19 protein-coding genes and 5 tRNA genes are annotated in these 24,231 nt (G+C 64.5%); 8 read left to right on the top strand and 16 right to left on the bottom strand.

What is annotated here, in order from left to right:
* The first annotated feature begins 2 nt into the window (after positions 1–2).
* The 3 genes from alr (at position 3) to ACX17K_RS05940 (ending at position 8,184) form a co-directional block, all read left to right on the top strand.
* The gene (gene alr, locus ACX17K_RS05950; RefSeq protein ID WP_493774084.1) at positions 3–1,070 is read left to right on the top strand and encodes an alanine racemase; all 1,068 of its coding nucleotides are present in this window, start codon (positions 3–5) and stop codon (positions 1,068–1,070) included.
* Between the two features lie 320 nt (positions 1,071–1,390).
* The gene (locus tag ACX17K_RS05945; RefSeq protein ID WP_493774083.1) at positions 1,391–3,001 is read left to right on the top strand and encodes a ShlB/FhaC/HecB family hemolysin secretion/activation protein; all 1,611 of its coding nucleotides are present in this window, start codon (positions 1,391–1,393) and stop codon (positions 2,999–3,001) included.
* A 245-nt stretch (positions 3,002–3,246) separates the two neighbouring features.
* The gene (locus tag ACX17K_RS05940; RefSeq protein ID WP_493774082.1) at positions 3,247–8,184 is read left to right on the top strand and encodes a hemagglutinin repeat-containing protein; all 4,938 of its coding nucleotides are present in this window, start codon (positions 3,247–3,249) and stop codon (positions 8,182–8,184) included.
* 64 nt (positions 8,185–8,248) lie between these two features.
* Here ACX17K_RS05940 and ACX17K_RS05935 read toward each other — a convergent pair whose 3' ends face one another.
* Both ACX17K_RS05935 and ACX17K_RS05930 read right to left on the bottom strand, forming a co-directional pair.
* The gene (locus ACX17K_RS05935) at positions 8,249–9,112 is read right to left on the bottom strand and encodes a pirin family protein (RefSeq protein ID WP_493774081.1); all 864 of its coding nucleotides are present in this window, start codon (positions 9,110–9,112) and stop codon (positions 8,249–8,251) included.
* Positions 9,113–9,138: 26 nt separating this feature from the next.
* Positions 9,139–9,981 carry a pirin family protein gene (locus ACX17K_RS05930; RefSeq protein ID WP_493774080.1) on the bottom strand — a complete coding sequence of 281 codons (843 nt, stop codon included), beginning with the start codon at positions 9,979–9,981 and terminating at the stop codon, positions 9,139–9,141.
* A gap of 101 nt (positions 9,982–10,082) precedes the next feature.
* Between ACX17K_RS05930 and ACX17K_RS05925 the strand changes: the two genes are divergently transcribed.
* Complete coding sequence (locus ACX17K_RS05925; RefSeq protein ID WP_493774079.1) at positions 10,083–10,982, top strand: LysR family transcriptional regulator; 900 nt, start codon at positions 10,083–10,085, stop codon at positions 10,980–10,982.
* Here the strand turns inward: ACX17K_RS05925 and ACX17K_RS05920 are convergent.
* From ACX17K_RS05920 to ACX17K_RS05895, 6 genes are all read right to left on the bottom strand, one after another.
* A complete protein-coding gene (locus ACX17K_RS05920) occupies positions 10,976–11,650 on the bottom strand; it encodes a GntR family transcriptional regulator (RefSeq protein WP_021475694.1) in 675 nt (224 codons plus the stop codon). The two genes, ACX17K_RS05925 and ACX17K_RS05920, sit on opposite strands and share 7 nt — an antisense overlap.
* A 166-nt stretch (positions 11,651–11,816) precedes the next feature.
* Positions 11,817–11,892 (bottom strand) — tRNA-His (locus tag ACX17K_RS05915).
* 26 nt (positions 11,893–11,918) lie between these two features.
* Positions 11,919–11,994 (bottom strand) — tRNA-His (locus tag ACX17K_RS05910).
* A gap of 45 nt (positions 11,995–12,039) precedes the next feature.
* Positions 12,040–12,115 (bottom strand) — tRNA-His (locus tag ACX17K_RS05905).
* A 28-nt stretch (positions 12,116–12,143) separates the two neighbouring features.
* A tRNA-Arg gene (locus tag ACX17K_RS05900) sits at positions 12,144–12,220 on the bottom strand.
* An 18-nt stretch (positions 12,221–12,238) separates the two neighbouring features.
* Positions 12,239–12,315: transfer RNA gene (locus tag ACX17K_RS05895), tRNA-Pro, on the bottom strand.
* Between the two features lie 225 nt (positions 12,316–12,540).
* Here ACX17K_RS05895 and folD point away from each other — a divergent pair.
* From folD to ACX17K_RS05880, 3 genes are all read left to right on the top strand, one after another.
* Positions 12,541–13,392, top strand: coding sequence for a bifunctional methylenetetrahydrofolate dehydrogenase/methenyltetrahydrofolate cyclohydrolase FolD (gene folD / locus ACX17K_RS05890; protein WP_493774078.1), 852 nt, complete (start codon positions 12,541–12,543; stop codon positions 13,390–13,392).
* A 191-nt stretch (positions 13,393–13,583) separates the two neighbouring features.
* Positions 13,584–14,447, top strand: a complete 864-nt coding sequence (gene purU, locus ACX17K_RS05885; protein ID WP_021475696.1) for a formyltetrahydrofolate deformylase — start codon at positions 13,584–13,586, stop codon at positions 14,445–14,447.
* A 7-nt stretch (positions 14,448–14,454) separates the two neighbouring features.
* Positions 14,455–15,045 (top strand): hypothetical protein, encoded by a 591-nt coding sequence (locus ACX17K_RS05880; protein ID WP_493774077.1) that lies wholly within the window; start codon positions 14,455–14,457, stop codon positions 15,043–15,045.
* Between the two features lie 68 nt (positions 15,046–15,113).
* On the opposite strand, the gene ACX17K_RS05875 is transcribed toward ACX17K_RS05880, so the two are convergent.
* The 5 genes from ACX17K_RS05875 to rlmD form a co-directional block, all read right to left on the bottom strand.
* Positions 15,114–15,584, bottom strand: a complete 471-nt coding sequence (locus ACX17K_RS05875) for an NUDIX hydrolase (RefSeq protein WP_166440433.1) — start codon at positions 15,582–15,584, stop codon at positions 15,114–15,116.
* 154 nt (positions 15,585–15,738) lie between these two features.
* Positions 15,739–16,569, bottom strand: a complete 831-nt coding sequence (locus tag ACX17K_RS05870; protein WP_493774076.1) for an undecaprenyl-diphosphate phosphatase — start codon at positions 16,567–16,569, stop codon at positions 15,739–15,741.
* A gap of 112 nt (positions 16,570–16,681) precedes the next feature.
* Positions 16,682–17,311: a YecA/YgfB family protein gene (locus ACX17K_RS05865; RefSeq protein WP_493774075.1), complete on the bottom strand. Its 630-nt coding sequence runs from the start codon at positions 17,309–17,311 to the stop codon at positions 16,682–16,684.
* Positions 17,312–17,411: 100 nt separating this feature from the next.
* Complete coding sequence (locus tag ACX17K_RS05860; protein WP_021475700.1) at positions 17,412–18,602, bottom strand: NupC/NupG family nucleoside CNT transporter; 1,191 nt, start codon at positions 18,600–18,602, stop codon at positions 17,412–17,414.
* 266 nt (positions 18,603–18,868) lie between these two features.
* The gene (rlmD, locus tag ACX17K_RS05855) at positions 18,869–20,413 is read right to left on the bottom strand and encodes a 23S rRNA (uracil(1939)-C(5))-methyltransferase RlmD (protein ID WP_493774074.1); all 1,545 of its coding nucleotides are present in this window, start codon (positions 20,411–20,413) and stop codon (positions 18,869–18,871) included.
* A 139-nt stretch (positions 20,414–20,552) separates the two neighbouring features.
* Between rlmD and ACX17K_RS05850 the strand changes: the two genes are divergently transcribed.
* Positions 20,553–21,455 (top strand): L,D-transpeptidase, encoded by a 903-nt coding sequence (locus tag ACX17K_RS05850; RefSeq protein ID WP_493774073.1) that lies wholly within the window; start codon positions 20,553–20,555, stop codon positions 21,453–21,455.
* A gap of 64 nt (positions 21,456–21,519) precedes the next feature.
* Here ACX17K_RS05850 and ACX17K_RS05845 read toward each other — a convergent pair whose 3' ends face one another.
* The 3 genes from ACX17K_RS05845 to ACX17K_RS05835 form a co-directional block, all read right to left on the bottom strand.
* Positions 21,520–22,797 carry an O-acetylhomoserine aminocarboxypropyltransferase/cysteine synthase family protein gene (locus ACX17K_RS05845; protein ID WP_046155906.1) on the bottom strand — a complete coding sequence of 426 codons (1,278 nt, stop codon included), beginning with the start codon at positions 22,795–22,797 and terminating at the stop codon, positions 21,520–21,522.
* A 151-nt stretch (positions 22,798–22,948) separates the two neighbouring features.
* Positions 22,949–23,473 carry a lytic transglycosylase domain-containing protein gene (locus tag ACX17K_RS05840; RefSeq protein ID WP_493774072.1) on the bottom strand — a complete coding sequence of 175 codons (525 nt, stop codon included), beginning with the start codon at positions 23,471–23,473 and terminating at the stop codon, positions 22,949–22,951.
* Complete coding sequence (locus tag ACX17K_RS05835; protein WP_493774071.1) at positions 23,470–24,036, bottom strand: hypothetical protein; 567 nt, start codon at positions 24,034–24,036, stop codon at positions 23,470–23,472. Before ACX17K_RS05835 ends, ACX17K_RS05840 begins: the two co-directional genes overlap by 4 nt.
* Positions 24,037–24,231: the final 195 nt, after the last annotated feature.

Raw genomic sequence — 24,231 nt, 5'->3', positions numbered from 1 at the left:
CGATGCGTCCGTTGATTGCGACGATACGGCTGGACCATCTGCGCCATAACTATCTGCTGGCGCGCGCCGCCCACGGCGGCAAGACGCTGGCGGTGCTGAAGGCCAATGGCTACGGCCACAACGCGGTGCGCTGCGCCCAGGCGCTGGCCGACATCGCCGACGGCTTCGCCGTCGCCTGTCTGGAAGAAGCGCTGCAACTGCGCGCCGCCGGCGTGGCCGCGCCCATCCTGCTGCTGGAAGGGGTGTTCGAAGCGGCCGAGTTGGCCGAGGTCGAGCGCCATCGCTTGTGGCTGGTGGTGCAGAGCGAGGGCCAGCTGCGCATGCTGGAGGAAGCCAATCCGGCCGAGCCGTTCCGGGTCTGGCTGATGCTGGACAGCGGCATGCATCGCGAGGGCTTCTTGCCGCAGCATTACCGCGCCGCCTGGCAGCGGCTGCGGGACAGCGGCAAGGCGGAGAGCATCGTGAAGATGACCCATTTCGCCCGCGCCGACGAGCCGGGGGTGCCGATGACCCAGGCGCAGATAGAAGTTTTCGACGCCGCCACCGCCGGCCTGCCGGGCGAGGAGAGCGTGGCGAATTCCGCCGGCATGCTGTGCCACCCGCGCGCGCGCCGCGACTGGGGCCGCGCCGGCATCGTGCTGTACGGCGCCAATCCCTTGCCGGCCGGCTACCCGCAGGGCGATGAATTGAAGCCGGTGATGCGTTTGAGCAGCCGGATCTTCGGCGTGCGCGAACTGGCCGCCGGCGAGCCTGTCGGCTACGGCAGCAACTTCGTCACCGAGCGCCCGACCCGGGTGGGGCTGATCGCCTGCGGCTACGCCGACGGCTATCCGCGGCTGGCGTCCAGCGGCAGCCCGGTGGCAGTGGACGGCCGCCGCTCGCGCATCATCGGCAGGGTGTCGATGGACATGATCACGGTCGACCTGAGCGATCTGCCCGAGGCCGGCATCGGCAGCGAGGTTGAGCTGTGGGGCGATGCGGTATCGATCAACGAGGTGGCCGCCGCCGCCGGCAGCATTTCCTATGAATTACTGTGCAATATCAAGCGCGCCCACTTCGCATTTGAATAAGATTTTGCTGATCTTCTGAAAGATATTTCAGAATCAAGCGACTAAGGGACAAGCCCGGCCATTGGCCGGGTTTTTTATTTATATTGCATCTTGTGTTGCGTCAGCGCCGCAAGGCTGGCATCAAGCTCGGGTAATTTTGTCATTATTTGATAATTATTCTTATTAGCCTGGACGCATTGTGAGTTTCTGTTTACCTTTGTTTAAAATTATTTACTAATCCCGTGATGATTAAATACAAAAAACTATCTTCAGCCCGGTTTTGGCGGATGGCGGGGATGGTCTGCTGGGGCGTGGCGGCTCAGGCCGCGGAAGTGCCCGGCATGTCTGGCAGCATGCATCAGCAGATGGAAAACGATTCGCGGCGCTTGTTGCAGGACAACAGCCGCCGCTTCGACGCCATCATCCAGCAGCAGCGCCTGCGGCAGATGCTGCCGGACAGCAATACCATGCATCGGCCGGAAGCGGCGGACATGAGCGAGCTGGACTGCCTGCGCGTAAAGGGCGTGCGTCTGGCCGGCATCAAACTGCTGAGCCGCAAGGAAGTGGCTTCGCTGGGCGAGCTGGCAGGCGATTGCTTGAGCAATGAGGAGCTGAACCGCTACAGCCGCGCCTTGACCCAGCTTTACCTGAAGAAGGGCTATATCGCCGCGCGGGTGGCGGCCGAAGGGCCGGACGAACGGGGCGTGCTGACCTTGCGCGTGCACGAGGGCCGGGTGGAAAAGATCGTCAGCGCCGACCGGCGCAGCAATCCGGCCACCTTGTTTCCCGGCGTGGTCGGCCGGCCGCTGAACATCCACGACGCCGACCAGGGCCTGGACCAAGCCAACCGGTTGCCGTCCAGCAAGGCGACGTTGGACATCCTGCCCGGCGAAACGGTGGGCGGCTCCATCCTGAGCCTGCGCAACAATATGGACGCGCCCTGGCGGCTGAATTTCAACGCCGACAATACCGGCCGCGACAGCACCGGCCGGGTGCAGGCCGGGGTAGGGCTGTCCTGGGACAGCCCGCTGGGCTTGTCGGATTTCGTCAGCGTGTCGGCGCAGCGCACCAGCAACGACAACGCGGTGCGGCATAGCCGCAGCGAATCGCTGTTCTACTCCCTGCCTTACGGTTATTGGACTTTCAGCGCTTTCGCCAGCCGCGCCGATTATCTGAACCCGCTGCAATTGCAGTACAGCGCGGTGAATCTGTCCGGCCGCACCGCGCAGAGCGGTCTGCGCGTGGACCGGGTGCTGAGCCGCGGCCAGGACCAGACCACCTCGCTGATGGCGCAACTGACGCATAAGCGGGTGCGCAATTACTTTCTCGACAGCGAGATCGACATCACCAGCCCGACGCTGAGCGTGGCCGAGCTGGGCCTGTCGCGTTTGCAGCTGCTCAGCGGCGGCGTGCTGATCGCCGACGCCGGCGTGCAGCGAGGCACCCGCTGGCTGGGCGCCAGCGCGCCGGACCCGCGCGCGCCGGACGGCCCGAATCCGCAGTTCACCAAGTGGAAGGCGTCGCTGAACTGGTTTCAAAGCCTGGCCTTGCCGGGCGGGCCATACCAGCTCAACAGCGCGCTGGTCGGGCAGACCAGCCGCGACTACCTGCCCGGCGTCGAGCAGATGGATGTGTCCGATTCCAGCGCGGTGCGCGGCTTTCGGCGCAACACTCTGGCCGGAGAGACTGGCTGGTCCTGGCGCAATACCTTGTCGCGCCGCTTCGAGATGGCAGGCGTCGGCGTGACGCCGCGAGTCGGGCTGGACGGCGGCCGGGTATTGCCGCACCGCTCGGTGGAACAGTGGCAGAGCATTGCCGGCGCCAGCCTGGGCCTGGCGCTCAGCTATCGCAAGGCCAGCCTGGATCTGGAATACAGCCGGCCTTTGCGCAAGCCCGCCGGCTGGCAGCCGGAAGGCCACCAAGTCTTCGCCAGGCTGGCGTTGTCCTGGTGATGCTAATGGTATTTATTTTTCGATGTAAAAGTTCTTTTGAAAGAAATTAGGTCCGGCCGCGACTAAGCGGTATTGGCAGTATTTCATTTGAATTGATTTAAAAAGAGACGTAGATTAGAAATCAAACGTATGTTTTAGCATGGGGAAGCACCAGCTGGCAGGCCGGCGATGCCCGCGCGACATGGGTTGGATGGAGCGGCCTGAGGCCGGATCTGCTTGTTCTCTAGATGAACGGGACTCAAATCATGAAGAAAAAAATAAATTTCGGATTATCGGCAACGGGGAAAGTGGCCGCGGCGCTGACTCTGGCGTTTTGCGTGGCGGAAGCCGCGCTGGGGGCCGGCATCGTCGCCGGCGGCAACGGCGCGCAGCCGCAGGTAAGCAACGCCGCCAACGGCGCGGCGGTGGTCAACATCGTGGCGCCCAGCGCCGCGGGCCTGTCGCATAACCAATACCAGGACTTCAACGTCGGCAAGCCGGGAGCGGTGTTCAACAACTCCGCCACCGGCGGCCAATCGCAGCTGGCCGGCCAATTGGGCGCCAACGCCTTGCTGGGCGGGCGCGAAGCCAGCGTGATCCTCAATGAAGTGATCAGCCGCAATCCGTCTTTGCTGCTGGGCAAGCAGGAAGTGTTCGGCAAGGCCGCCGATTATGTGCTGGCCAACCCCAACGGCATCACTTGCGCCGGCTGCGGTTTCATCAATACCCCGCGCGCGTCGCTGCTGGTGGGTAATGCCAATATCGAAAACGGCGCCATCACCTCCTTGCAGGCGGCGATGAACGGCAACGCGCTCAGCGTTAACGGCGCCGGCCTGAGCGGCGTCAATGTGCTGGATCTGATCGCGCCGCGCATCGATGTGCGCGGCAATGTCTCCGCGCGCGACCGGATCAATGTCCGCGCCGGCTTCAATCTGGTGGATTACCAGGGCGATGAGACCAAGATCATCCGCAGCGACAAGGCGCCTGAAGGCGTGGGTTCGCTGGACAGCGTGTTCCTGGGCGCGATGCAGGCCGGCCGCATCAACATCATCAGCACCGCAGACGGCGCGGGCGTGAACGTGGGCGGCAGCCTGAACGGCGCGCAGGAAGTATCGGTCGAGGCCAATCAGGGCAAGCTGGCGCTGGAAGGCGCGCAGATCCACGCCAGCGAAGGCAAGGTGGCCTTGGCCGCGCGGCAGATCGACAGCCGCGGCCGCGTGGAGACCTCCACCACCCAGGACAGCAGCCATGACGAGAGCTGGTTCATCTGGAAAACCGGCGAAACCAATACCGCCAGCAACAGCAGCGACACCCGCATCAAGCGCAGCGCCATCAGCGCGCGCGACGATGTGGCGCTCAGCGCCGGCGACGCCGCCACGCTGGCGGCCACCGACATCAGCGGCCGCAACGTGGCGGTCAGCGGCAAGGACGTGACGCTGGACAGCCAGCTGGCAGAAAGCGCGTCCAGCAGCAGCAATCACGCCTGGAAAAACTCCTGGGCGTACAACCGCGACCAGAACGAAACCACCCAGCGCCAGGAAGGCGTGCGCATCCGCGCAGACCAGGACGCCACGCTGACCGCGGCGGCATCGGCTGCTGACAATCAGGCGGCTGACGGCGCGCAGCCGCGCGGCCAGATCGCCATCCGTGGCGGCAGCGTCAGCGCCGGCCAGGACATCCGCCTGCAGGCCGACGGCGGCGTGAAGCTGAGCGGCGTGACGGAAACCGACACCCGCCGCGACCAGGGCAACCGCAAGAATGACGGCGCCAGCCTGGAAACCGGCTCCTGGGACAACACTTCCAGCGAGCAGCGCCTGGCGCAAAGCCAGCTGCGCGCAGGCCGGGACCTGAGCGTCCGCGCCAGCGGCGACATCGACGCCAAGGCGGCCAAGCTGGCCGCCGGCCGCGACGCCGGCCTGAACGCGGGCGGCGCGCTCAGCCTGGGCGTGCAGCAGACCGTGAGCCTGAACAACCAGCGCAACGACCAGGTGTACTGGGGAGGCATCGGCGGCGGCGGCAACCGCGACAACGGCAAGACCGACACCGTCAACACCGGCAGCGATCTGACCGCCGGCGGCAAGCTGACGCTGCAGGGCGACAGCGTGGCGATCGCCGGCAGCCGCGCCCGCGGCGAGCAGGACGCGGTGGCGATCAGCCGCAACGGCGATGTCAGCATCGACAGCGTGGTCAACCAGTCGCAAACCCGCACCGACCAGCGCAGCGGCACCGCCTTCAACATCACCAAGAGCAGCAGCAAGGGCAACGCCAGCCAGCAGCAGGCGGTCAACGCCGAGCTGAAGTCGGACACCAATCTGACCATCCAGTCCGCCAAGGACGTGGCGATCAGCGGCAGCCAGGTGCGCGCCGGCGGCGAACTGAACGTTTCCGCGAACGGCGACATCAAGGTGGCGGCGTCGCAGACCCGCGACACCGTGCAGAGCAAGGACACCGAGCTGGCGCTGCGCGGCGTCGGCGAGATCACCGGCGACAAGCAGTACCGCGGCGGCGTGCGCATCGAGCACACCAGCAGCAGCGTGGACCGCGACGCGACCCAGAACCAGGCGGCGACGCTGTCCGGGGACAAGGTGGCGCTCAACGCCCAGGGCGACCTGGCGGTGACCGGCTCCAAGCTGAACGCCGGCGCCGGCGGCGCGGCCCTCAGCGGCCAGAACGTCAGCCTGAACGCGGCGCAGGACACGGTGAAGGAAAGCAAGAGCAGCAGCGTCACCGGCGGCGGCATCTATATCGACGCCGGCCTGGACAAGACCGGCTTGGCGCTGGGCGTGGACCAGAAGAACAGCAGCAGCCGCTCCGAGAGCGGCACGGCCCAGGTTAGCGCCATCAGCTCCAAGGGCGGCGTCAGCATTGTCGCCGGCAGTGGCGACGGCGACATCCGCAACCAGGGCACCCAGGTCAAGGCTGATGGCGACATCAAGCTGGCCGGCGGCCGCATCGACAACCAGGCTGCCAACAGTACCCAGAAAACCACAACCGACAGCAGCCATTGGGGCGTGGAAGTGGGCGTCAACGCCGATTACAGCGGCGTGACCCGTCCGCTGGTGGCGGCTGGCGAAAAAGTGGCCAAAGGCGATGTGGCAGGCGCGGCAGGCGCGGCTGGCAATCTGGGCGCGGCCAATCTGGGCGTGGATGTCGGCGTCAAGGCCGGCGTCGGCTCCGAAACCAGCCAGTCCAGCACCGCGCAGGCCAGCAGCCTGAACGGCGGCAACATCAAGGTGGACGCCAAGGCCGGACTGAGCGACCAGGGCACCCAGTACCAGGCGGGCAATACGGTGGAGATCAAGGCGGACAGCCACCAGTTCACCGCCGCGGCCAATACCCAGAGCCAGAGCGGCAGCAAGACCGAGGCTGATGTCGGCGTGCGCGTCTACACCACCACCGGCGAGGACGTGAACGTCAAAGCGGCCGGCAGCGGCAGCACGGTGACCAGCGCTTCGTCCAGCTCCACCGCGGTGACGGGCGGCATCCGCGCCGGCAACGGCGTCAAGGTGGACGTGGACAACAACGCCGCCTACCAGGGCGTGGCCATCGCCGGCGGCAAGGGCGCGGCCAGCGTCAACGCGGGCGGCGACCTGAGCTTCAGCCAGGCCAGCAATACCAGCAGCAGCGAGCAGCGCACCGTGGGCGGCAAGGCCAATCTGGCCATCACCACCAGCCCGATCGAAGGCGGCGGCAAGAATGTCGGCGGCAGCGGCGCGGTGGCGGTGAACGTGGACAAGCAGCAAGCCAACTCCAGCACCGCCGTGACCGGCGGCGTGGACGCCGATGCCGGCGTGGCGTTGACGGCCGGAGGCAAGCTGGCGCTGCAGGGCGACAAGATCGCCAGCCGCGGCGACGTGGCGCTGAAGGGCGACAAGGTGGAGTTCAAGGCCGCCGAATCCAGCGCCGACAAGTCCGGCAGCCAGTGGGGCTTCGACGTCAAGGCCGGCGGCAGCCAGAGCAATGGCCAGGAGAAGGCGAGCCAGGGCTTCAATGTGGGCGCCGGCGGCAATTACGCCAGCACCGACGAGTCCAGCCGCAGCCAGGCTGGCGGCAGCGTGGCCAGCGGCGGCAAAGCCAGCATCGAGGCCGGTAGCGGCGGCATCCGCCTGAGCGGCACCCAGGTGCAGGGCGACAGCGTCAAGCTGGACAGCCAGGGCGATGTCCGTCTGGAGTCGGCTCAGTCCAGCAGCCAGCGCAACAACTGGAGCGTGGCCGGCAATATCGGCGGCGGCAACAAGGCCAGCAGCGACAAGGAAAACGGCCAGATCAAGCCGGACAGCACCAAGAACGTGCATGACGTGAGCGCGGGCTTGAGCGTCAAGGTGGATCAGCAAGACAAGCTGAGCAACGCCAATGCTTCTGTCACCGGCAAGCAGCAGGTGGAGCTGAACGCCGAGGGCAACGCCACTCTGGCCGGCGCCAACGTCAGCGGCAAGACCGTCACTGGCCAGGTGGGCGGCAAGCTGGCGCTGGAAAGCCGCCAGGACCGCGACAACAGCGTCAAGGTGGATGTGGCGCTGGGCGCCAACAGCTCCAACGGCAAGGATGCCAGCCTGGTCGATCAGGTCGCCGACAAGGCCGGCCCGCTGAAGGACAAGGTGAAGGAGAAGGGCACCGAGCTGGTCAACGCCGCGTCCGACAAGGTGAAGGAGAAGTACGACAGCCTGGCCTTCAACAAGGGTCTGAAGGAAGACACCACCAATGCGGTAAGCTTCAACGCCAACAGCGAAACCGTCACCCTGCCCGAGCAGCCGACCTCCGGCCCGGCCAAGTCCGGCACGCTGGACACCCTGGCGCGCAAAGGTGGCAACACGCTGAAGGACAAGCTGCTGAACGCCCAGGACAAAGGCACCGAGCTGAAGGCCGACGTGGACGTCAGCGTCAAGCGCGACAACTCGGTCGGCACCGTAACCGGCATCGCCGGCGCCGACGGCGTGACGCTGCAAGTGGGCGGCAAGACCCAGCTGACCGGCGCGACCGTCTCGTCCGCCAACGGCAAGGTGGATCTGGGCGACTCCAAGGTGGAAACCGCCGACATCGCCACCGAACGCTACAACGGCGGCGGCGGGGTCAAGCTGAACAGCACGCCGTCCGGCATCCTGAAGCAGGCGATCGGCGATGTGACTTCCGGCAAGGCGCCGCTGATCCGCGCCGAGCATGAGAATGTGCCGACGGTGGTGCAAGGCGGCATCCAGAGCAAGTAAGACGCTTGATCCAAGCGAAAACCCCCGTCAGGAAACTGGCGGGGGTTTTGTTTTGGAGTGGCGCTCATTGCAGGGGAATGAACTCGGTCTCGCCCGGCACCATGGGAAACCGCTGGGCGATCCAGTCCGCGCGGGCCTGGGCCAGCCGCTCGCGGCGGCTGGATACGAAGTTCCAGTCCAGGTAGCGCGGGCTGGCCGGCGGCGTGCCGCCCAGCAGCATCACCCGGCTGTCGCGCCGCGCGATCAGCTCGCCGCCCTGGCCGGTTCGCAGCAGCCCCAATTCGTTGGCGTTGAGCGCGGCGCCGCCCACGTCCAGCTCGCCGGCGGCGACATAGGCGGCCAGCTCGTCCACGCCTTCAGGCAGCGCCAGCCTCGCGCCGGCGGGCATGACAGCGCTGGCGTAGAACACCGGCAGCGGATAGGCGACCGGCGCGCGGCGGCCCCAGCCTTCGCCCATCAACAGGTTCAGCTCCGCGCCGTCCTGCTCCCAGCGCGGCAAGTCCTCGGCCGGGTAGTGGGCGAAAGCCGGCTCGCACTCCTCCTGCTCGTCCGGCAGCGCCAGCCACAGCTGCATGCCTTCCACCGCGGCGCCTTGCCGGCGGATATCGGCCGGCACCCGCTCGGAGTGGGTGATGCCGTGGCCGGCGGTCATCAGATTGACTGCGCCGGGCTCGATGCGCTGCACGGTGCCCAGGCTGTCGCGGTGCATCATCGCGCCGGAGAACAGGTAGGTGACGGTGGCCAGGCCAATGTGCGGATGCGGCCGCACATCGCCGGCGCTGCCTTCGGCGGCGAAATGGGCTGGGCCCATGTGGTCGAGAAACACGAAGGGACCGACGCGGCGCGCCTGGCGGGTGGGCAGTAGCCGTCGTACCGGAAAGCCGATGTCGCGGGCCTGGCTGGCTATGGTTTGCGTAAGCAGCGGCATAATGTCTCCTGGCAATGGCATGCGGGTCAGAAGCGTCCGTCGCGGAAATCGCTGATGGCTTCTTCCACTTGCTCGCGGCTATTCATCACGAACGGCCCCCACTGGGCGATGGGTTCGCCCAAGGGTTTGCCGGCGATCAGCAGCAGGCGGCTGTCGGCCGCGGCGCGGATGGCGACGCTGTCGCCGCCCGTGCGGTTGTCCAGCACCGCCATCTGCCTGGCCTTGACGCCGCGCTGCTGCGTACCGACGGCGACTTCGCCCTGATAAACATAGAGGAAGGCATTGTGGCCGACCGAGATTTCCAGCGTTTCCTCGCCGCCGGCGTCCAGATGCAGATCCAGGTAGAGCGGTTCGATGGCGTCGCGAGTCATCGCGCCGGCTTGGCCTCGCCAGTTGCCGGCGATCAGCCGAGCTTCGCCTTGGGACGGCGCAGACGGGATCTCGGCGGCGGGGATGTCGCGATACCAAGGCTCGCACAGTTTGCGCTCCGCCGGCAGGTTCAGCCATAGCTGGAAGCCGTGCATCAGGCCGTCTTCCTGCTCTGGCAGCTCTGAGTGGACGATGCCGCGTCCGGCGGTCATCCACTGCACGCCGCCGGGGCCGAGCAAACCTTCGTTGCCGGCGTTGTCGCGATGGCGCATGCGGCCGGCCAGCATGTAAGTGATGGTTTCGAAACCGCGGTGCGGGTGGCTGGGAAAGCCGGCGATGTAGTCGTCGGGATTGTCGGAGCGGAATTCGTCCAGCATCAGGAAGGGGTCCAGCCGCCGCTGCAGGTCGGCGGTGAGCACCCGCAGCAGGCGCACGCCGGCGCCGTCCGATACTTCGCGGCCATTGATGATGTGTTCCACTTCGCGGCTGGTCTTGCTCATTTCTTTCTCCGGTCTGAATTCATGCCCTTTATTTTTGCAGTGAAAAATCAGATAAAAAAGCGCAAAATTCAGCGTATTTATATCTAAAAATCTGATTAATTATGAAAACGACGCTGGATCAATGGCAGGTGTTGCGGACCATCGTGGAGGAGGGCGGCTTCGCCCAGGCGGCGGAGAAGCTGCATCGCAGCCAGTCGTCGGTCAGCTACGCGGTGGCCAGGCTGCAGGAGCAGCTGGGTGTGGCCTTGCTGCGGCAGGAAGGGCGGCGGATGCGGCTGACCGGCGAGGGCGAGGTGCTGTTGCGCGAGGCGGGAGAACTGCTGCGCCACGCCGACAGGCTGGAGCGGCGCGCGGGCAGCCTGCGCCGCGGCTGGGAGCCGGAGCTCAAGGTGGCGCTGGACAGCCTGCTGCCGACCGAGGTGGTGTTGGCCGCCTGCGGCGATTTCGCCGGCCACTGCCGGGAGACGCGGCTGCAACTGCATGAGGTGGTGATGTCGGGCGCCGACGACGCCTTGTATCAAGGCGATGCCGCCTTGGCGGTGGCGGGGCGGGTGCCGCAGGGTTTTCTGGGCGATTGGCTGCTGGATGCGGAGTTCATCGCCTGCGCGGCGCCGGACCATCGTCTGCATGCGCTGGGCGGGGAGCTGGACGGCGAAAGGCTGCGCGGCGAGGTGCAGGTGGTGTTGCGCGATTCCGGCGTTCGCCAGCCGCGGGACGAGGGTTGGCTGGGCGCGCATCAGCGCTGGACGGTGTCGCAGCCGGAAACCGGCATCGCGATGGTGGAGGCAGGGCTGGCTTTTGCCTGGCTGGCGCGCCACCGCATCCGGCGGCAGCTGGCCGAGGGCAGCCTGAAGCCGCTGCCGCTGAGGAGCGGAGCGGTGCGCAAGGCCTCGCTATACCTGGTGCTGGCGGAGCCTGCGTCCGCCGGGCCCGCCTGCCTGTATCTGGCCGACGCGCTGAGAAGGGCCGCCGCCGATTGGCGGAACGGCTGCGCTCAGTGATTGGCCTGCTGGCCCTTCAGATAGCTTTCCAGCGCGTGGCCGGCGGACAGGATGTGGAAGCGCAGGAATTCCGCCGCCTCGTCCGCCTTGCCCTGGCGGCATAGCTCCAGCAGCCGGGTGTGCTCTTCGTGAGCGCGCTCCATGGTGCGGGTGAACAGAATCTGCATCCGGGTGTAGCGGTCGGTCTTGTTGTGCAGCTGCTCGATCAACGCCAGCGTGTTCGGGCGCTTGGCGGCGCGGTACAGCGCCAGATGGAAGCGGGAGTTGATCTCGCCCCAGTGGCGCACGTCGTTGTTGTTCAGCGCCACTTCGAACTCGCGCAGCGTTTGCTGGGCGGCGTCGTGGTCGGCCGAGCTTTGACAGGGGATGGCGGCCTTCAGCAGCGAGCACTCCAGCATCGCCCGCACTTCCAGCAATTCCAGGATGTCCTCCAGCGACAGCTTGGAAACCAGCGCGCCCTTGTGATCGATGATCTGGATCAGCCCCTCGGCCTCCAGCTGCCGCAGCGCTTCCCGCACCGGCACCCGGCTGACGCCGTATTCATTGGACAGCGCCTCTTGGCGCAGTTGTTGGCCGTCGGCGAACTCGCCGGACAGGATGCGTCGGCGCAGGGATTCGGTGACGGCACTGGTAAGCGTCTGGCGCTTGATCGGCTGCAGGGTGGTCATGGTGGATGGGCTTATCTGTCAGTCAATCGGATACATGCAAATGTATTCGATTATACGGAGCTTCACTGTACTGGCAAGCGGCAAATCTGAACATTTTCGTCGCAATTCTGTAATTGCGGAGGCGGGAAAAGATAAAGCCCGACGCGAGGTCGGGCTTGGCTGTTTCTGGGGTGGATGATGGGACTCGAACCCACGACAACCGGAATCACAATCCGGGACTCTACCAACTGAGCTACATCCACCGCTGATGACGCGATGGTCGAAACCTTGGGGTGGATGATGGGACTCGAACCCACGACAACCGGAATCACAATCCGGGACTCTACCAACTGAGCTACATCCACCGTCGAAACAGTGCGACTGCGACAGTGCCGCAATCTTGCAAATTGTGGGGTGGATAATGGGACTCGAACCCACGACAACCGGAATCACAATCCGGGACTCTACCAACTGAGCTATATCCACCACTGTTTGTTGCCGCCGCTTAAGCGACTGGCGCGCCCGACAGGAATCGAACCTGTAACCCCCAGCTTAGAAGGCTGGTGCTCTATCCGGTTGAGCTACGGGCGCTCTATCGGGCATTGTGTCTGGTCGGGGCGGCGGGATTCGAACTCGCGACCCCCTGATCCCAAATCAGGTGCGCTACCAGGCTGCGCTACGCCCCGAACAGAGACCGCAACTATACGGATGAGGCATGGGGCTGTCAACGGCTTTGTGCAAATATTTTCGGGGGTTTTCGGGGTGTTTTCGGGGCTTCGGAATTGGGCGTCGTTTTTTTCTTTATTTATCTTGATCTTAAGAAAAATAATCCGTCGCCCGCTCTTACTGCACTGCGCAATTAATGCGAGAATAACGGCCGTTATTTATCTGCATCAATATGGGAATCAGGCATGTCGGCACAATTGATCGATGGCAAGGCGGTAGCGGAGAAGTTGCTGGAGAAAGTGCGCGCGGGCGTGGGCGAGCGTCTGCTTCAGGGCAAGCGGGCGCCGGCGCTGGCCGTTGTCCTGGTCGGCGATAATCCGGCTTCCGCTGTTTATGTGGGCAGCAAGAAAAAAGCCTGCGAAAAGGCGGGCATTCGCTCCGTCGCTTATGACCTGCCGGCAACCACCAGCCAGCAGCAATTGCTGGAAATCATCGATGGTTTGAACGCCGATGACGGCGTGGACGGCATATTGGTGCAATTGCCGCTGCCGGCGCAGATCGATCCGCAGGCGGTGATCGAGCGCATCGATCCGAAAAAGGACGTGGATGGCTTCCATCCGTATAATGTAGGCCGCCTGGCGATCAAAATGCCGCTGCTGCGGCCGTGCACGCCGCGCGGCGTGATGACGCTGCTGGAAGAGTACGGCATCGATCCCAAGGGCAAGAAGGCGGTGATCGTCGGCGCGTCCAATATCGTAGGTCGTCCGCAGGCGCTGGAAATGCTGCTGGCGCGCGCCACCGTCACCGTCTGCCACAGCGCGACGCAGAATCTGGCGGAGGAAGTGGCCGGAGCGGACATCCTGGTGGCCGGCGTCGGCATTCCCAACTTCGTCAAGGGCGAGTGGATCAAGCCGGGCGCGGTGGTGATCGACGTGGGCATCAACCGGCTGGATACCGGCAAGCTGTGCGGCGACGTGGAATTCGACGCCGCGCGCGAGCGGGCGGGCTTCATCACCCCGGTGCCTGGCGGCGTGGGGCCGATGACGGTGGCGACGCTGTTGCAGAACACGCTGGACTCCGCCAATCTGAACGCCTGAGCCGAACGCCGCCCGAGCGGCGGCCGCAAGCCAGCTCGCCACAGCCGCCGCAGCGCCGGGCTGTGGCGATTTTGTTTTCGGGAATGCCGGCTTGCCTGCGTCATGGCGGCGTTCGAATGTGCAGACAGCCGCGCTTGGCTGTTTTAGTATCAGATTTAGTATCATATAAAACTAATTTACGGATTTGCTTCATGAGTCACGACAAGCACTCGGCGACGCTGTTGATCAGCGCGCCGGACAAGAAGGGCCTGGTAGCGGCCATCGCCAATTTCCTGATGACCTACAACGCCAACATCATGCATGCGGACCAGCATCAGGACACCAGCGAAAACCTGTTCCTGATGCGGGTGCAGTGGGATCTGGACGGCTTTACGCTGCCGATGGACAGCTTCGCCGCCGCGTTCCAGCCCATCGCCGACGAGCACGGCATGAACTGGAAGGTGTCGCTGTCGGCGCGCAAGCCGCGGATGGCCATCTTCGTGTCCCAGTACGAGCACTGCCTGGTGGATCTGATGCACCGTTGGCGCATCGGCGAGCTGGATTGCGACATCCCGCTGGTGATCTCCAATCACGAAACCTGCCGCCGCCTGGTGGAGTTCAACGGCATTCCTTTCCATGTGATCAAGGTCACCAAGGACAACAAGGCCGAGGCCGAAGCCGAGCAGTTCCGCTTGCTGGAAGAGGCGGGCGTCGATTTCATCGTGCTGGCGCGCTACATGCAGATCCTGTCCAGCGGCTTCGTCGAGCGCTATCCGGACCGCGTGATCAATATCCACCACAGCTTCCTGCCGGCCTTCGACGGCGCCAAGCCCTATCACCGCGCCTTCGCGCGCGGCGTGAAGCTGATCGGTGCCACCAGCCACTATGTGACCGAAGATCTGGACGAGGGCCCGATCATTGAGCAGGAAGTCACCCGCATCTCGCACCGCGACACGGTGGAGGATCTGGTAGAGAAGGGGCGCGACTTGGAGAAAGTGGTGCTGTCCCGCGCCGTGCGCTGGCATCTGGACAACCGCGTGCTGTCGTACAGCAACAAGACCGTGGTTTTCGACTGAGGATGCCATGCGCCTGTTGATCGACGATGTGCTTGATTTGCTGCGCCTGCGGGTCAAGCCGCTGGCCGCCTACCAGTACGCCTGGTGGCAGCCGGCGCTGCTGCTGACGCTGATGGGCGCGGTTTCCAGCGGCGATACCGCCGAGCTGGGCGGCAATATCGCCGGCCGCATCGGCTTCATGGTGCTGTTCACCTGGCTGCAGACCCTGATGTTCGCCCGCTTCATGGGCGTCTGGCTGCGTTGGGGCAAGGGCGAAGTCAGCGGCTCGCTGTTCGGCCTGGTGGTGGTGGCCAGCGGCCTGCAATTCGTGGAGCCGCTGACCAGCTGGCTGCCGGGGGATGCCGCCAAGGTGATCGACATCCTACTGTCGCTGCTTGGCCTGGTGGTGCTGGTCAACGCGCTGTCCAAGGTGGCGCAGGTGTCCGTGATGCGCACCCTGGCCGGCGTGGTGCTGTTCGCGCCTTTGTCGCTGCTGTTGCTGGCGGCCACGTTGTCGTTCGCCAAGACCGCAGGCTGGGTGGAGCTGCCTCAGGAAATGGTGGAGATGATGCAGAAGCAGGGCGCCGCCAGCGATGCCGCGTCGGCGGTGAAAAAATAAGCCGCATGGCGGGCAAGAAAAAAAGGACACGCGCACGCGTGTCCTTTTTGTTTTGAGGATTGAATCCCTCAGTCTACTTTGGCGATGTAGCGGGCCAGGCCCAGCAGCGCGCGCAGCGCCTCTCCTTTGGCGGTTTCCTCGTTGCGCAGCCTGGCGTAACGGCGCAGGATGGCTCGTCCTTCGACGAACAAATCCATATCGGTATCCGGCGACGACACCAGCGCGATGCGCTCGATCTCGTTCTGCGGCTTGGGTTGTCCCTGGGCGATGCACAGGTAGACCTTGTGGGCGTTGAACGGGGTGATGTGGTCGAACAGGTACAGCATGGAGTTGATGCGAAGGCCGGTTTCCTCGCGGATTTCGCGAATCAGCGCCTGGGAGCGCAGTTCGCCGCGATTGGCCTTGCCGCCAGGGAGGTTGTAACGGCCGCCGCGGCTGGCGGTGACCAGCACGCCGTCCGGCATCTCGATGATGGCAGTGGCGCGCCTGGCCAGGTCGCTGGGCAGGCGCTCGTTTTTACGATCTTCCAAAACACTCATTCTTCCAATAAATATTATTTGACGGGGTCTTGATGCCCCGGGCCAGCATTCCAAATGCAGATGGCGCCCTTTGCGGAGCGCCGTCTGTATTTCAATAAGTAGAATTACTGGTCACATGCCATTTTATATCAAGGCATGGCCAAGTCCAGCGCATTTATACGAGTTTCACCAGTAAACCGACAAGGCCGACCAGCAGGCAGTAAAAGCCGAAGGGGCGCAGCGACTCGATTTCGGTTTTTTTGAAGTAGCGCATCAGAAACCAGGTGCTGGCATAGGCGCACAGTCCCGAAACGGCGCCGCAGGCCAGCAGCAGTCCCCATTGCGGGGCGTTGCTGCCGTGATGGGCCAGTTTGGGAATTTCCAGCACGCCCGCCGCGGTGATGATGGGCGTGGCCAGCAGAAAGGAAAAGCGGGCGGAGGAGGCGTAATCCAGGCCATGTGCCAGGCCGGCCACCAGCGTGGCGCCGGAGCGGGAGAAGCCCGGCAGCAGCGCCAGCGCCTGGCCGGCGCCGATCTTGATCGCGCCGGCGAAGCTCAGCTCTGACAGCTCGTGCGAGGCGGTCTTCTTTTTCAGACGGTCGCCCCACAGCAGCATCAGGCCGTTCAGCGCCAGGAAAACCAGCACCGCGGTGGCGCTGGTGAACAGCGCGCGCAACTGTTTCTCCAGCAGCAGGCCCAGCAGGCCGGCCGGTATGGTGCCGGCGATCACCAGCCACATCAGGCGCGCGTGCGGATTGCTGGCGCGGCCGCCGGCTTTCAGCCAGCCGCCGATCAGGTCTATCCAGTCGCGGCGGAAGTAGATCAGCAGCGCCGCGGCGGTGCCCAGGTGCAGCATCACCATGAAGGGCAGGAAGTCGGGATGGGTGCGGTTGATCGACCAATGCAGCCAGTCGGGTATCAGCACGCCGTGGCCCAGGCTGCTGACGGGAAATAATTCGCTGATGCCCTGGATCACGGCAAACAGCAAGGCTTCGGTCGCGTTCATGGCTCCCCCTTGGATCGGACGCGTAAGAAACGGGCGGCGGATTCGCCGCGCCCGTTTTGGAAGAATGACCGCTTCTTAACGCGCAAGCCAGCTGTCCGGTTTACCGGATCGTTCAGCGCGGGCGGCGCGGCTCTTCTTGATCCAGCTCTTGCTCTTCCTGCTCCAGCTGGCGGCGGATGGCGGCGAAGAAGTCATGGATGCCATGCACGGAGGGGGAGAGCGACGCCAGCAGTTCTGCCCGGGTCTCGGCGTCGATGGCGTCGACGAAGGGGCGCATGTCCGGGTCGGGATGGCGTTCGAAGCCCAGGATCATGATCGGCTCGAGCAGCGGGGCGTTGTCGGGGGAGTCGAACAGCAGGCCCCAATCGTCGTTCAGCAGCTCCATGCCGGCGGCGAAGCCTTCGGCCCAGTCGTTGCCGGTGGTCTGGCCGGCCGCGTCGGCATCCAGCCACGGCTGGAATTCTCCCTGCTTCAGCGCTTCGGCGATGTCTTGCCAGTGTCCGCGCAGCAGCGCCACGAACTGTTCCAGCGCTTTTTCGCTGGTGAAGGCCGATTCGTCGTCGAAAGCGTCGCCCAGGATCAGCGGCAGGCACTCGGCCGGGCGGATGGCCTCCGGGCCGGCGAGCAGCGCGGCGAAGAAGCCGTCCAGCCGCTCCAGGCTCATGCAGCCGTGGCCGGCGAAGCGGGCGAGGGTGGAGGACAGGCGTTGATAATCTTGTTCGCTGAGCGGCTTGTGCGACATGGCGGATTCTTCTAGTAGGTCAGGCGGCCATTATGGGGCAGGGCGGGGCAAAACAAAACCGCCCGCGCAGGGGCGGGCGGTTTGGCGGGGCAGGCGGGGCTTAGTAGGAAGCCAGCACCAGGCCGGCGATCAGCGCCGACAGGATGCTCACCAGCGAGGAGCCGTAGACCAGCTTCAGGCCGAAGCGGGACACCATGTTGCCGCGCTCTTCGTCCAGGCCCTTCACCGCGCCGGCGATGATGCCGATCGAGCTGAAGTTGGCGAAGGACACCAGGAAGATGGACAGCACGCCGCGGGTGTAGCTGGACAGGTGGGCGGCTTGATTCTTCAGTTCCAGCATGGCGACGAACTCGTTGGTCACCAGCTTGGTGGCCATGATGCTGCTGGCGGTCAGTGCCTCGTGGCTAGGCACGCCCATCAGCCAGGCGAACGGCCAGAACACGTAGCCCAGGATGGTCTGGAAGTTGATGCCGAAGATGGCGGTGAAGATGAAGTTCACGCAGGCGATCAGCGCGATGAAGCCGACCAGCATGGCGGCCACGATCACGGCGATCTTGAAGCCGGTCAGGATGTACTCGCCCAGCATCTCGAAGAAGGACACGCGGTGCGCGTCGCTGCTGATCAGCTCGTCCTCGCCCAGCGCGCTGTCGTAGGGATTGATCAGCGACAGCACGACAAAGGTGCTGAACAGGTTGAGCACCAGCGCGGTCACCACGAAGCGCGGCTCGATCATCTGCATGTAGGAGCCGACGATGGACATCGACACGGTGGACATCGCAGTGGCGGCCAGCGTGTACATGCGCTTCTCGTCGAAGGTGTGGATGATGTTCTTGTAGGCGATGAAGTTTTCGGACTGGCCGACCATCATCGAGCTGATGGCGTTGAACGACTCGATCTTGCCCATGCCGCTGATCTTGGACAGCACGAAGCCGATCGCGCGGATCACCACCGGCAGCACGCGGATGTGCTGCAGGATGCCGATCAGCACCGAGATGAACACGATGGGCATCAGCACGTTGAGGAAGAAGCTGAATTCATCCTTGTTCTGGATGCCGCCGAAGGCGAACTTGGTGCCTTCGCCGGCGAAGTCCATCAGCTTGGTGAACACGCCGGAAATGCTGCCGACGATGGCGAGGCCGTAGGTAGTGTTGAGCAGGAAGAACGCCAGGGCGATCTCGATGACCAGCAGCTGGATCACGGAGCGGATCTTGATGTTCTTGCGGTCGCGGGCGACCAGCTGGGTGAGGGCCAGTACCACGATCAGGCCGATGATGAATTGGACGATATGCATGATGAATGTCGCTTTGTGGGTTCCCCCTGCCGAGGCAGGTATCGAGCATGGTTCCGGTCCCGCCTGATGCCGCGGGCCGTATGCCGGTTTTTATAAAATGCGGTCAGCGCCGCGCCGGGGGGCATGCGCTTGGGGCGGATGCCATCGGCGTGAGCACAATGCGCTGAAGCAGAGAATAATACTTGTCTTTAGATCAAACAATCTGTCTTTAGATAAAGAGAAGCGGCCCGCCCCGGCGCAGGCCTGGGACGGGCCGCTTTTCATGTCTATTGACCCGATTGGGCTTCCTCCGCCTCGCGGCGGGCTTGTTCGGCGAAATAATGCGCGCGGCGGGCTTCCTTGGCGGCGGCTTTCTCCGCCAGCTCGGCGGCTTTCTTTTCCTTCTCCGCGTTTTCTTCCGCCAGGCGCGCCGCCTTGGCGGCCTCGCGTTCGGCGGCCTCTATCGCCTCGATCTCCTCGACTTCCTTGCGCGTCTTGCACGGGCTGGTTTTTTCGAACCAGGCCACGGACTCGACGTGCGCGGTGTGCGGGAACATGTTGATGATGCCGGCCGCCTTCAGCGTGTAACCCTTGGTGTTGACCAGGATGCCGGCGTCGCGCGCCAGCGTGGCCGGGTTACAGGACACGTAGACGATGCGCTTGGGCGCGGTGTCCTCGGTGATGGCCTTCAGCAGCTGCACCGCGCCGTCGCGCGGCGGGTCCACCAGCATCTTGTCGAATTTTCCCAGCGCCGCGAACGACTCCTCGGTCACTTCGAACAGGTTGGCCATCTCATAGCTCACCTTGTCCTGCAGCTGGTTATGCGTGGCGTTCTCCACCGCGCGCTTCACCAGCGGCTGGCTGCCCTCCATGCCGTGCACGATCGCGCCGGAGCGGGCGATGGGCAGCGTGAAGTTGCCGATGCCGCAGAACATGTCGGCGATGCGCTCGCCCGGCTGCGGGTCCAGGAACTTCAGCGCGCGGGCCACCATCACCGCGTTGATTTGCGGGTTCACCTGGGTGAATTCGGTGGGGTAATAGGGCATCTCCACCGCGAACTCCGGCATGCTGTAGGTCAGCTTGGGCGCGTCCAGCGGGTAGATCGGGTAGCAGGTCTCCGGGCCCTTGGGCTGCAGCCAGATCTGCAGCGGGCGCTCGGCGGCGCCGTGCGTGTCGGAAAACGCCTTGAGGATGGCGAAGTCGGCGTCGGTGATGGCGTCCATATTGCGGAACACCAGGATGTCCAGCTTGTCGCCGACGGCCACTTCCACCTGCGGCATGCGCTGGCTGATGGACAGCGTGGCGATCATCGCGCGCAGCGGCATGATCAGGTCGGAGATGTGCTTGGGCAGGATGTGGCACTCGCGCATCTCGGCGATGTAGCTGGAGCTTTTCTCATGGAAGCCCACCAGCACGCCGCCCTTCTTGGCTACCATGCGGGCGGACATGCGGGCGCGATGGCGATAGTGCCAGGCCGGACCTGCGATGGGGGTGAGCACGCGTTCCGCCTTGACCTTGCCGATGCGCTTGAGATTGTCTTCCAGCACGCGCTGCTTGATCGCCACCTGGGCGGTGAACTCCACGTGTTGCATCGAACAGCCGCCGCAGACGCCGAAGTGCGGGCAGCGCGGCTCGGCGCGCATGAAGCTTTCCTTCAGCACCGCGGAGGTGTTGGCGTTTTCGTAGCTGGGCTTCTTGCGGTAGCTGCTGTAGACAACTTTTTCGTACGGCAGCGCGCCATCGATGAAGATGGTCTTGCCGTCAACGTGGGCGACCCCCCGGCCTTCGTGGTCCAGCGATTCGACCAGGGCAATAGTCTGTGCGTGCGTCATCGTCTTGCTTGCAAAATCAAACGGTAAAACGCGGATTTTCTCAAAAACCGGCGATTCTTGCTGGTTTTTTTACGATCTCGGAATTAGCCGCCTTTCTGTTAGAATCAGCAGTGTGAATCATGGTTACAGAAGGTGCGGTATGTTGAAGCGGTTGTCGGTGCTGGCGCTGGGATGGTGGCTGGCTGTTCCCGTACAAGCGGCGGTGATGCCCGCGCCGGATGTCGCGGTCAATCCCATAGGCCGCCACCTGGTGCTGAATCTGCCGCAGGCGCGGCTATTCCTGTACCAGGACGGCAAGCTGGCGCGGATCTTCCCGGTGGCGGTGGGCAAGATGCTGACCCAGACTCCGACCGGCAGCTTCGACATCACCGGCATCTACCGCGCGCCTAGCTGGCACGTGCCCAAGTCCATCCAGGAAGAGATGCGGCGCAACGGCAAGGAAGTGCAGACCGTGGTGCCGCCGGGGCCCAACAATCCGCTGGGCCCGGTCTTCGTGCGCTTCGGCGAGAACAGCCTGGGCCTGGGCTTCCACGGCACCAACGCGCCGGGCTCGGTGCCGGGTTTCCGCAGCCACGGCTGTGTCCGGCTGCGCAACAACGACGCGCTGGAGCTGGCCGGCACCGTCAGCCGCGGCGACGCGGTCACCGTCGCCTACCAGACCATCATCTTGAGCGAGGACGAGGCCGGCCAGCTGTGGCTGACCGTCTACCGCAACCACTACCGGCAGAGCGATCCCTCGCTGCCGTACCTGGCGGACACGCTGCTGGCCTGGCAGCGCCAGCACCAGCAGGCCTTGTTCGGCCAGCGGGTGGACAACGCGTTGAAGCAGCGCGACGGCAAGCCGGTCTGCCTGAGCTGCAAGAGCGCCAAAACCGACATCAACGGCAACCTGAGCGCCTTGCCCTGGCTGTCGAAGATGAACCCGCCGGCTCCGTCCGCGCCCGCCGCGCCGGCGGCCAGCCAGCCGCAGAACGAGCGCCAGCCGGGCCCGCCGTCGGCCAGAGCCGGCCAGCGCGTCCGGCCTGTGGCCAAGGCGGGTTGAGTCCGCTGGTTTGAGTCAGTGAATCCGGGCCGCGATCGCGGCCCGGATGCATTTGGCGGCGCGCTTACTGCGCCGCGGCCTTCAGCGCCTGGCCGATATCGGCCAGGATGTCGTCGATGTGCTCGATGCCGATCGACAGCCGCACCAGCTCCGGCCGCACGCCGGCCTGCAGCTGTTCCTCCGGCGACAGCTGGCGGTGGGTGGTGGTGGCCGGGTGGCAGGCCAGCGATTTGGCGTCGCCGATATTGACCAGCCGGGTCACCAGCTGCAGCGCGTCGATGAAGCGGCCGCCGGCCGCAGCGCCGCCCTTGATGCCGAAGGACAGAATGCCCGAGGCGCGGCCGCCCAGGTAGCGGTCGGCCAGCGGCTTGCTGGGATGGTCCGGCAGACCGGCGTACTCCACCCACTCCACCGCGGCGCTCTCCTTCAGGAAGCTCGCCGCTTTCAATGCGTTGTCGCAGATGCGGTCCATCCGCAGCGCCAGCGTTTCTATGCCCTGCAGGATCAGGAAGGCGTTGAACGGCGACAGCGCCGCGCCCATATTGCGCAGCGGCACCACGCGGGCGCGGGCGATGTAGGCGGCCTCGCCCAGCGCTTCCACGTAGTTGACGCCGTGGTAGCTGACGTCCGGCTCGTTCAGCCGTTTGAAGCGCGCCTTGTGTTGTCCCCATGGAAACTTGCCGGAATCGACGATGGCGCCGCCTATGCTGTTGCCGTGGCCGCCCAGGTATTTGGTCAGGCTGTGGACCACGATGTCGGCGCCGTGCTCGAACGGCCGGCACAGATAGGGCGAGGGCACGGTGTTGTCGACGATCAGCGGCAGGCCGTGGCGATGGGCTTCGGCGGCGAAGGCGGCGAAGTCCACCACATTGCCCAGCGGGTTGCCTATCGACTCGCAGAATACGGCCTTGGTGCGCTCGTCCACCAGCGCGGCGATTGCGGCAGGGTCCTTGTAATCGACGAAGCGGACTTCGATGCCTAGCTGCGGGAAGGTGTGGGCGAACAGGTTGTAGGTGCCGCCGTACAGGGTGCGGGTGGCGATGATGTTGTCGCCGGATTCGGCGATGGTCTGGATCGAATAGCTGACCGCCGCCATGCCGGACGCCACCGCCAGCGCGCCTATGCCGCCTTCCAGCGCCGCGATCCGCTTTTCCAGCACGTCGGTGGTGGGATTCATGATGCGGGTGTAGATATTGCCCTGCACCTTGAGGTCGAACAGGTCGGCGCCGTGCTGGGTGCTGTCGAAGGCGTAGCTGGTGGTCTGGTACAGCGGCACCGCCACCGCCTTGGTGGTGGGGTCGGGGCTGTAGCCGGCGTGGACGGCGAGGGTTTCCAGTTTCATCGTTGGCTCCGGTTGAGTGGGCGGGTGGCTGCAGGCGATTGTCATGATCGTTTACCTTAATGCCGCCGGGCGCTTGCCACAAGGAGATATCGATGATGGCGGATATAACTTTTGAATCTATTTAATCCATTGTCGATCAGTCTTGTTCTGTCTAGTTCCACCCGGGATGGTTGCGTCGCAGTTCCGCCCAGATTCTCAAGACGTGGGCCGCGTACGGTTGGGCCTTGCTTGGCGTGGGGCTGTGATAGGCGCCGATGCCGGCTTCCCAACTGCCGGTGCGCCTCACCTCGGAGGAAAGCAGCCAGGCGGCGACCTGGACATTGACGCAGGGATCGTACAGCCGGGCGCGGTCGATGTTGTAGCGCGCCAGCTTGGGCAGCCAGTTGTCGTTGATCTGCCAGTAGCTGATGTCGCTGCTGCCGTTGCGGTTGCGGCCGGTGATGTAGGGGTTGCTGAATTGAACGCCGGACTCCTTCACTTTCAGCGCCATCAGCAGCAGGTAGGGCACGCTGAAGCGGCGGGAGGCGTCCAGCGCGCAATTGGCGGTGCGTTGGATGTCGAAGTGTTCCGCGGCGCGGTCGGCGGGAGCCGCCTGGCAGGAGAGGGCCGGCAATAGCGCAAGAACGAAAGCCCATTGCCGGGGAGGGGGGCGGAATCGGCGTGTCTGGGGATTCATGGCAGGCGCCGCAGCGGTCCCAGGGCTTCCCGAACCTTGCGCTCTCCGGCGCCGTCGTCGAGGAAGGGGCCGATTTTAACCTGGAATTTTCTGCCGACATCCTGGATCTGGCTGTCAAATCCCTTGGTTTTGTAGGCGGCGGCTACGCGCGCGGCCAAGGCGCGTTTGGCGAAGATCCCGCCGTCCATCGCGTATTTCTGCGAGGGGGGCTTGTCTGGCGCCTTGGCGGCGGCCGGCGAGCCGATGATCATTCGCGTGTAGTCGAGCGCGATGGTTCTGGTTTTGGTGTCCACCACCAGTACGTAGGGAAACTGGTCTCCTATGGCTTGCAGCACCGTCAGCGCTGGTTGCGACGCGCTTTTGATGCGCACGATGGCGGTATTGTCGGCGGCGCCGCGTTCTTCGAAGCGCCAGCCAATGGCGTCGGCGAGGTCTCGGGCGATCTCGCGCGGCGAGCCGGTGTAGTCGGCGGAGTACGCCTGTCTGAGATCCTCGGCCGGATTCGTCGCGGCGCGCGGCATCGCCTGGCGGCCGTCTTTAACCGCATCCGTGGCTTTGGTCACGGTTGCCAGTTCGGAGGAGCCGCCCGGCCGATTGTATGGGGGCGGGGCGCAGGCGCTGAGGGCGGCTGTGAGCAGCGCCAGCCATGGAGGTATTTTCATTTTCTAAAATTTATTTGATAAAATAGTAACTATATCAAACAAAAAATTGATAGGCTACTCCATTGGCGACCGAGAGGATCGCCGCTTGGAATTCGG

The organism is Chromobacterium sp. INPA-IVC, from assembly GCF_059047085.1.
The sequence above is the reverse complement of the archived record's forward strand: the minus strand, read 5'-3'. Positions and strand labels throughout refer to the sequence as shown.

What these genes read in the sequence shown, in the direction of transcription:
- alr (WP_493774084.1), top strand. Translation starts at nt 3, where the DNA reads ATGCGTCCGTTGATTGCGACGATACGGCTGGACCATCTGCGCCATAAC.
- ACX17K_RS05945 (WP_493774083.1), top strand. Translation starts at nt 1,391, where the DNA reads ATGTCTGGCAGCATGCATCAGCAGATGGAAAACGATTCGCGGCGCTTG.
- ACX17K_RS05940 (WP_493774082.1), top strand. Translation starts at nt 3,247, where the DNA reads ATGAAGAAAAAAATAAATTTCGGATTATCGGCAACGGGGAAAGTGGCC.
- ACX17K_RS05935 (WP_493774081.1), bottom strand. Translation starts at nt 9,112, where the DNA reads ATGCCGCTGCTTACGCAAACCATAGCCAGCCAGGCCCGCGACATCGGC.
- ACX17K_RS05930 (WP_493774080.1), bottom strand. Translation starts at nt 9,981, where the DNA reads ATGAGCAAGACCAGCCGCGAAGTGGAACACATCATCAATGGCCGCGAA.
- ACX17K_RS05925 (WP_493774079.1), top strand. Translation starts at nt 10,083, where the DNA reads ATGAAAACGACGCTGGATCAATGGCAGGTGTTGCGGACCATCGTGGAG.
- ACX17K_RS05920 (WP_021475694.1), bottom strand. Translation starts at nt 11,650, where the DNA reads ATGACCACCCTGCAGCCGATCAAGCGCCAGACGCTTACCAGTGCCGTC.
- folD (WP_493774078.1), top strand. Translation starts at nt 12,541, where the DNA reads ATGTCGGCACAATTGATCGATGGCAAGGCGGTAGCGGAGAAGTTGCTG.
- purU (WP_021475696.1), top strand. Translation starts at nt 13,584, where the DNA reads ATGAGTCACGACAAGCACTCGGCGACGCTGTTGATCAGCGCGCCGGAC.
- ACX17K_RS05880 (WP_493774077.1), top strand. Translation starts at nt 14,455, where the DNA reads ATGCGCCTGTTGATCGACGATGTGCTTGATTTGCTGCGCCTGCGGGTC.
- ACX17K_RS05875 (WP_166440433.1), bottom strand. Translation starts at nt 15,584, where the DNA reads ATGAGTGTTTTGGAAGATCGTAAAAACGAGCGCCTGCCCAGCGACCTG.
- ACX17K_RS05870 (WP_493774076.1), bottom strand. Translation starts at nt 16,569, where the DNA reads ATGAACGCGACCGAAGCCTTGCTGTTTGCCGTGATCCAGGGCATCAGC.
- ACX17K_RS05865 (WP_493774075.1), bottom strand. Translation starts at nt 17,311, where the DNA reads ATGTCGCACAAGCCGCTCAGCGAACAAGATTATCAACGCCTGTCCTCC.
- ACX17K_RS05860 (WP_021475700.1), bottom strand. Translation starts at nt 18,602, where the DNA reads ATGCATATCGTCCAATTCATCATCGGCCTGATCGTGGTACTGGCCCTC.
- rlmD (WP_493774074.1), bottom strand. Translation starts at nt 20,413, where the DNA reads ATGACGCACGCACAGACTATTGCCCTGGTCGAATCGCTGGACCACGAA.
- ACX17K_RS05850 (WP_493774073.1), top strand. Translation starts at nt 20,553, where the DNA reads ATGTTGAAGCGGTTGTCGGTGCTGGCGCTGGGATGGTGGCTGGCTGTT.
- ACX17K_RS05845 (WP_046155906.1), bottom strand. Translation starts at nt 22,797, where the DNA reads ATGAAACTGGAAACCCTCGCCGTCCACGCCGGCTACAGCCCCGACCCC.
- ACX17K_RS05840 (WP_493774072.1), bottom strand. Translation starts at nt 23,473, where the DNA reads ATGAATCCCCAGACACGCCGATTCCGCCCCCCTCCCCGGCAATGGGCT.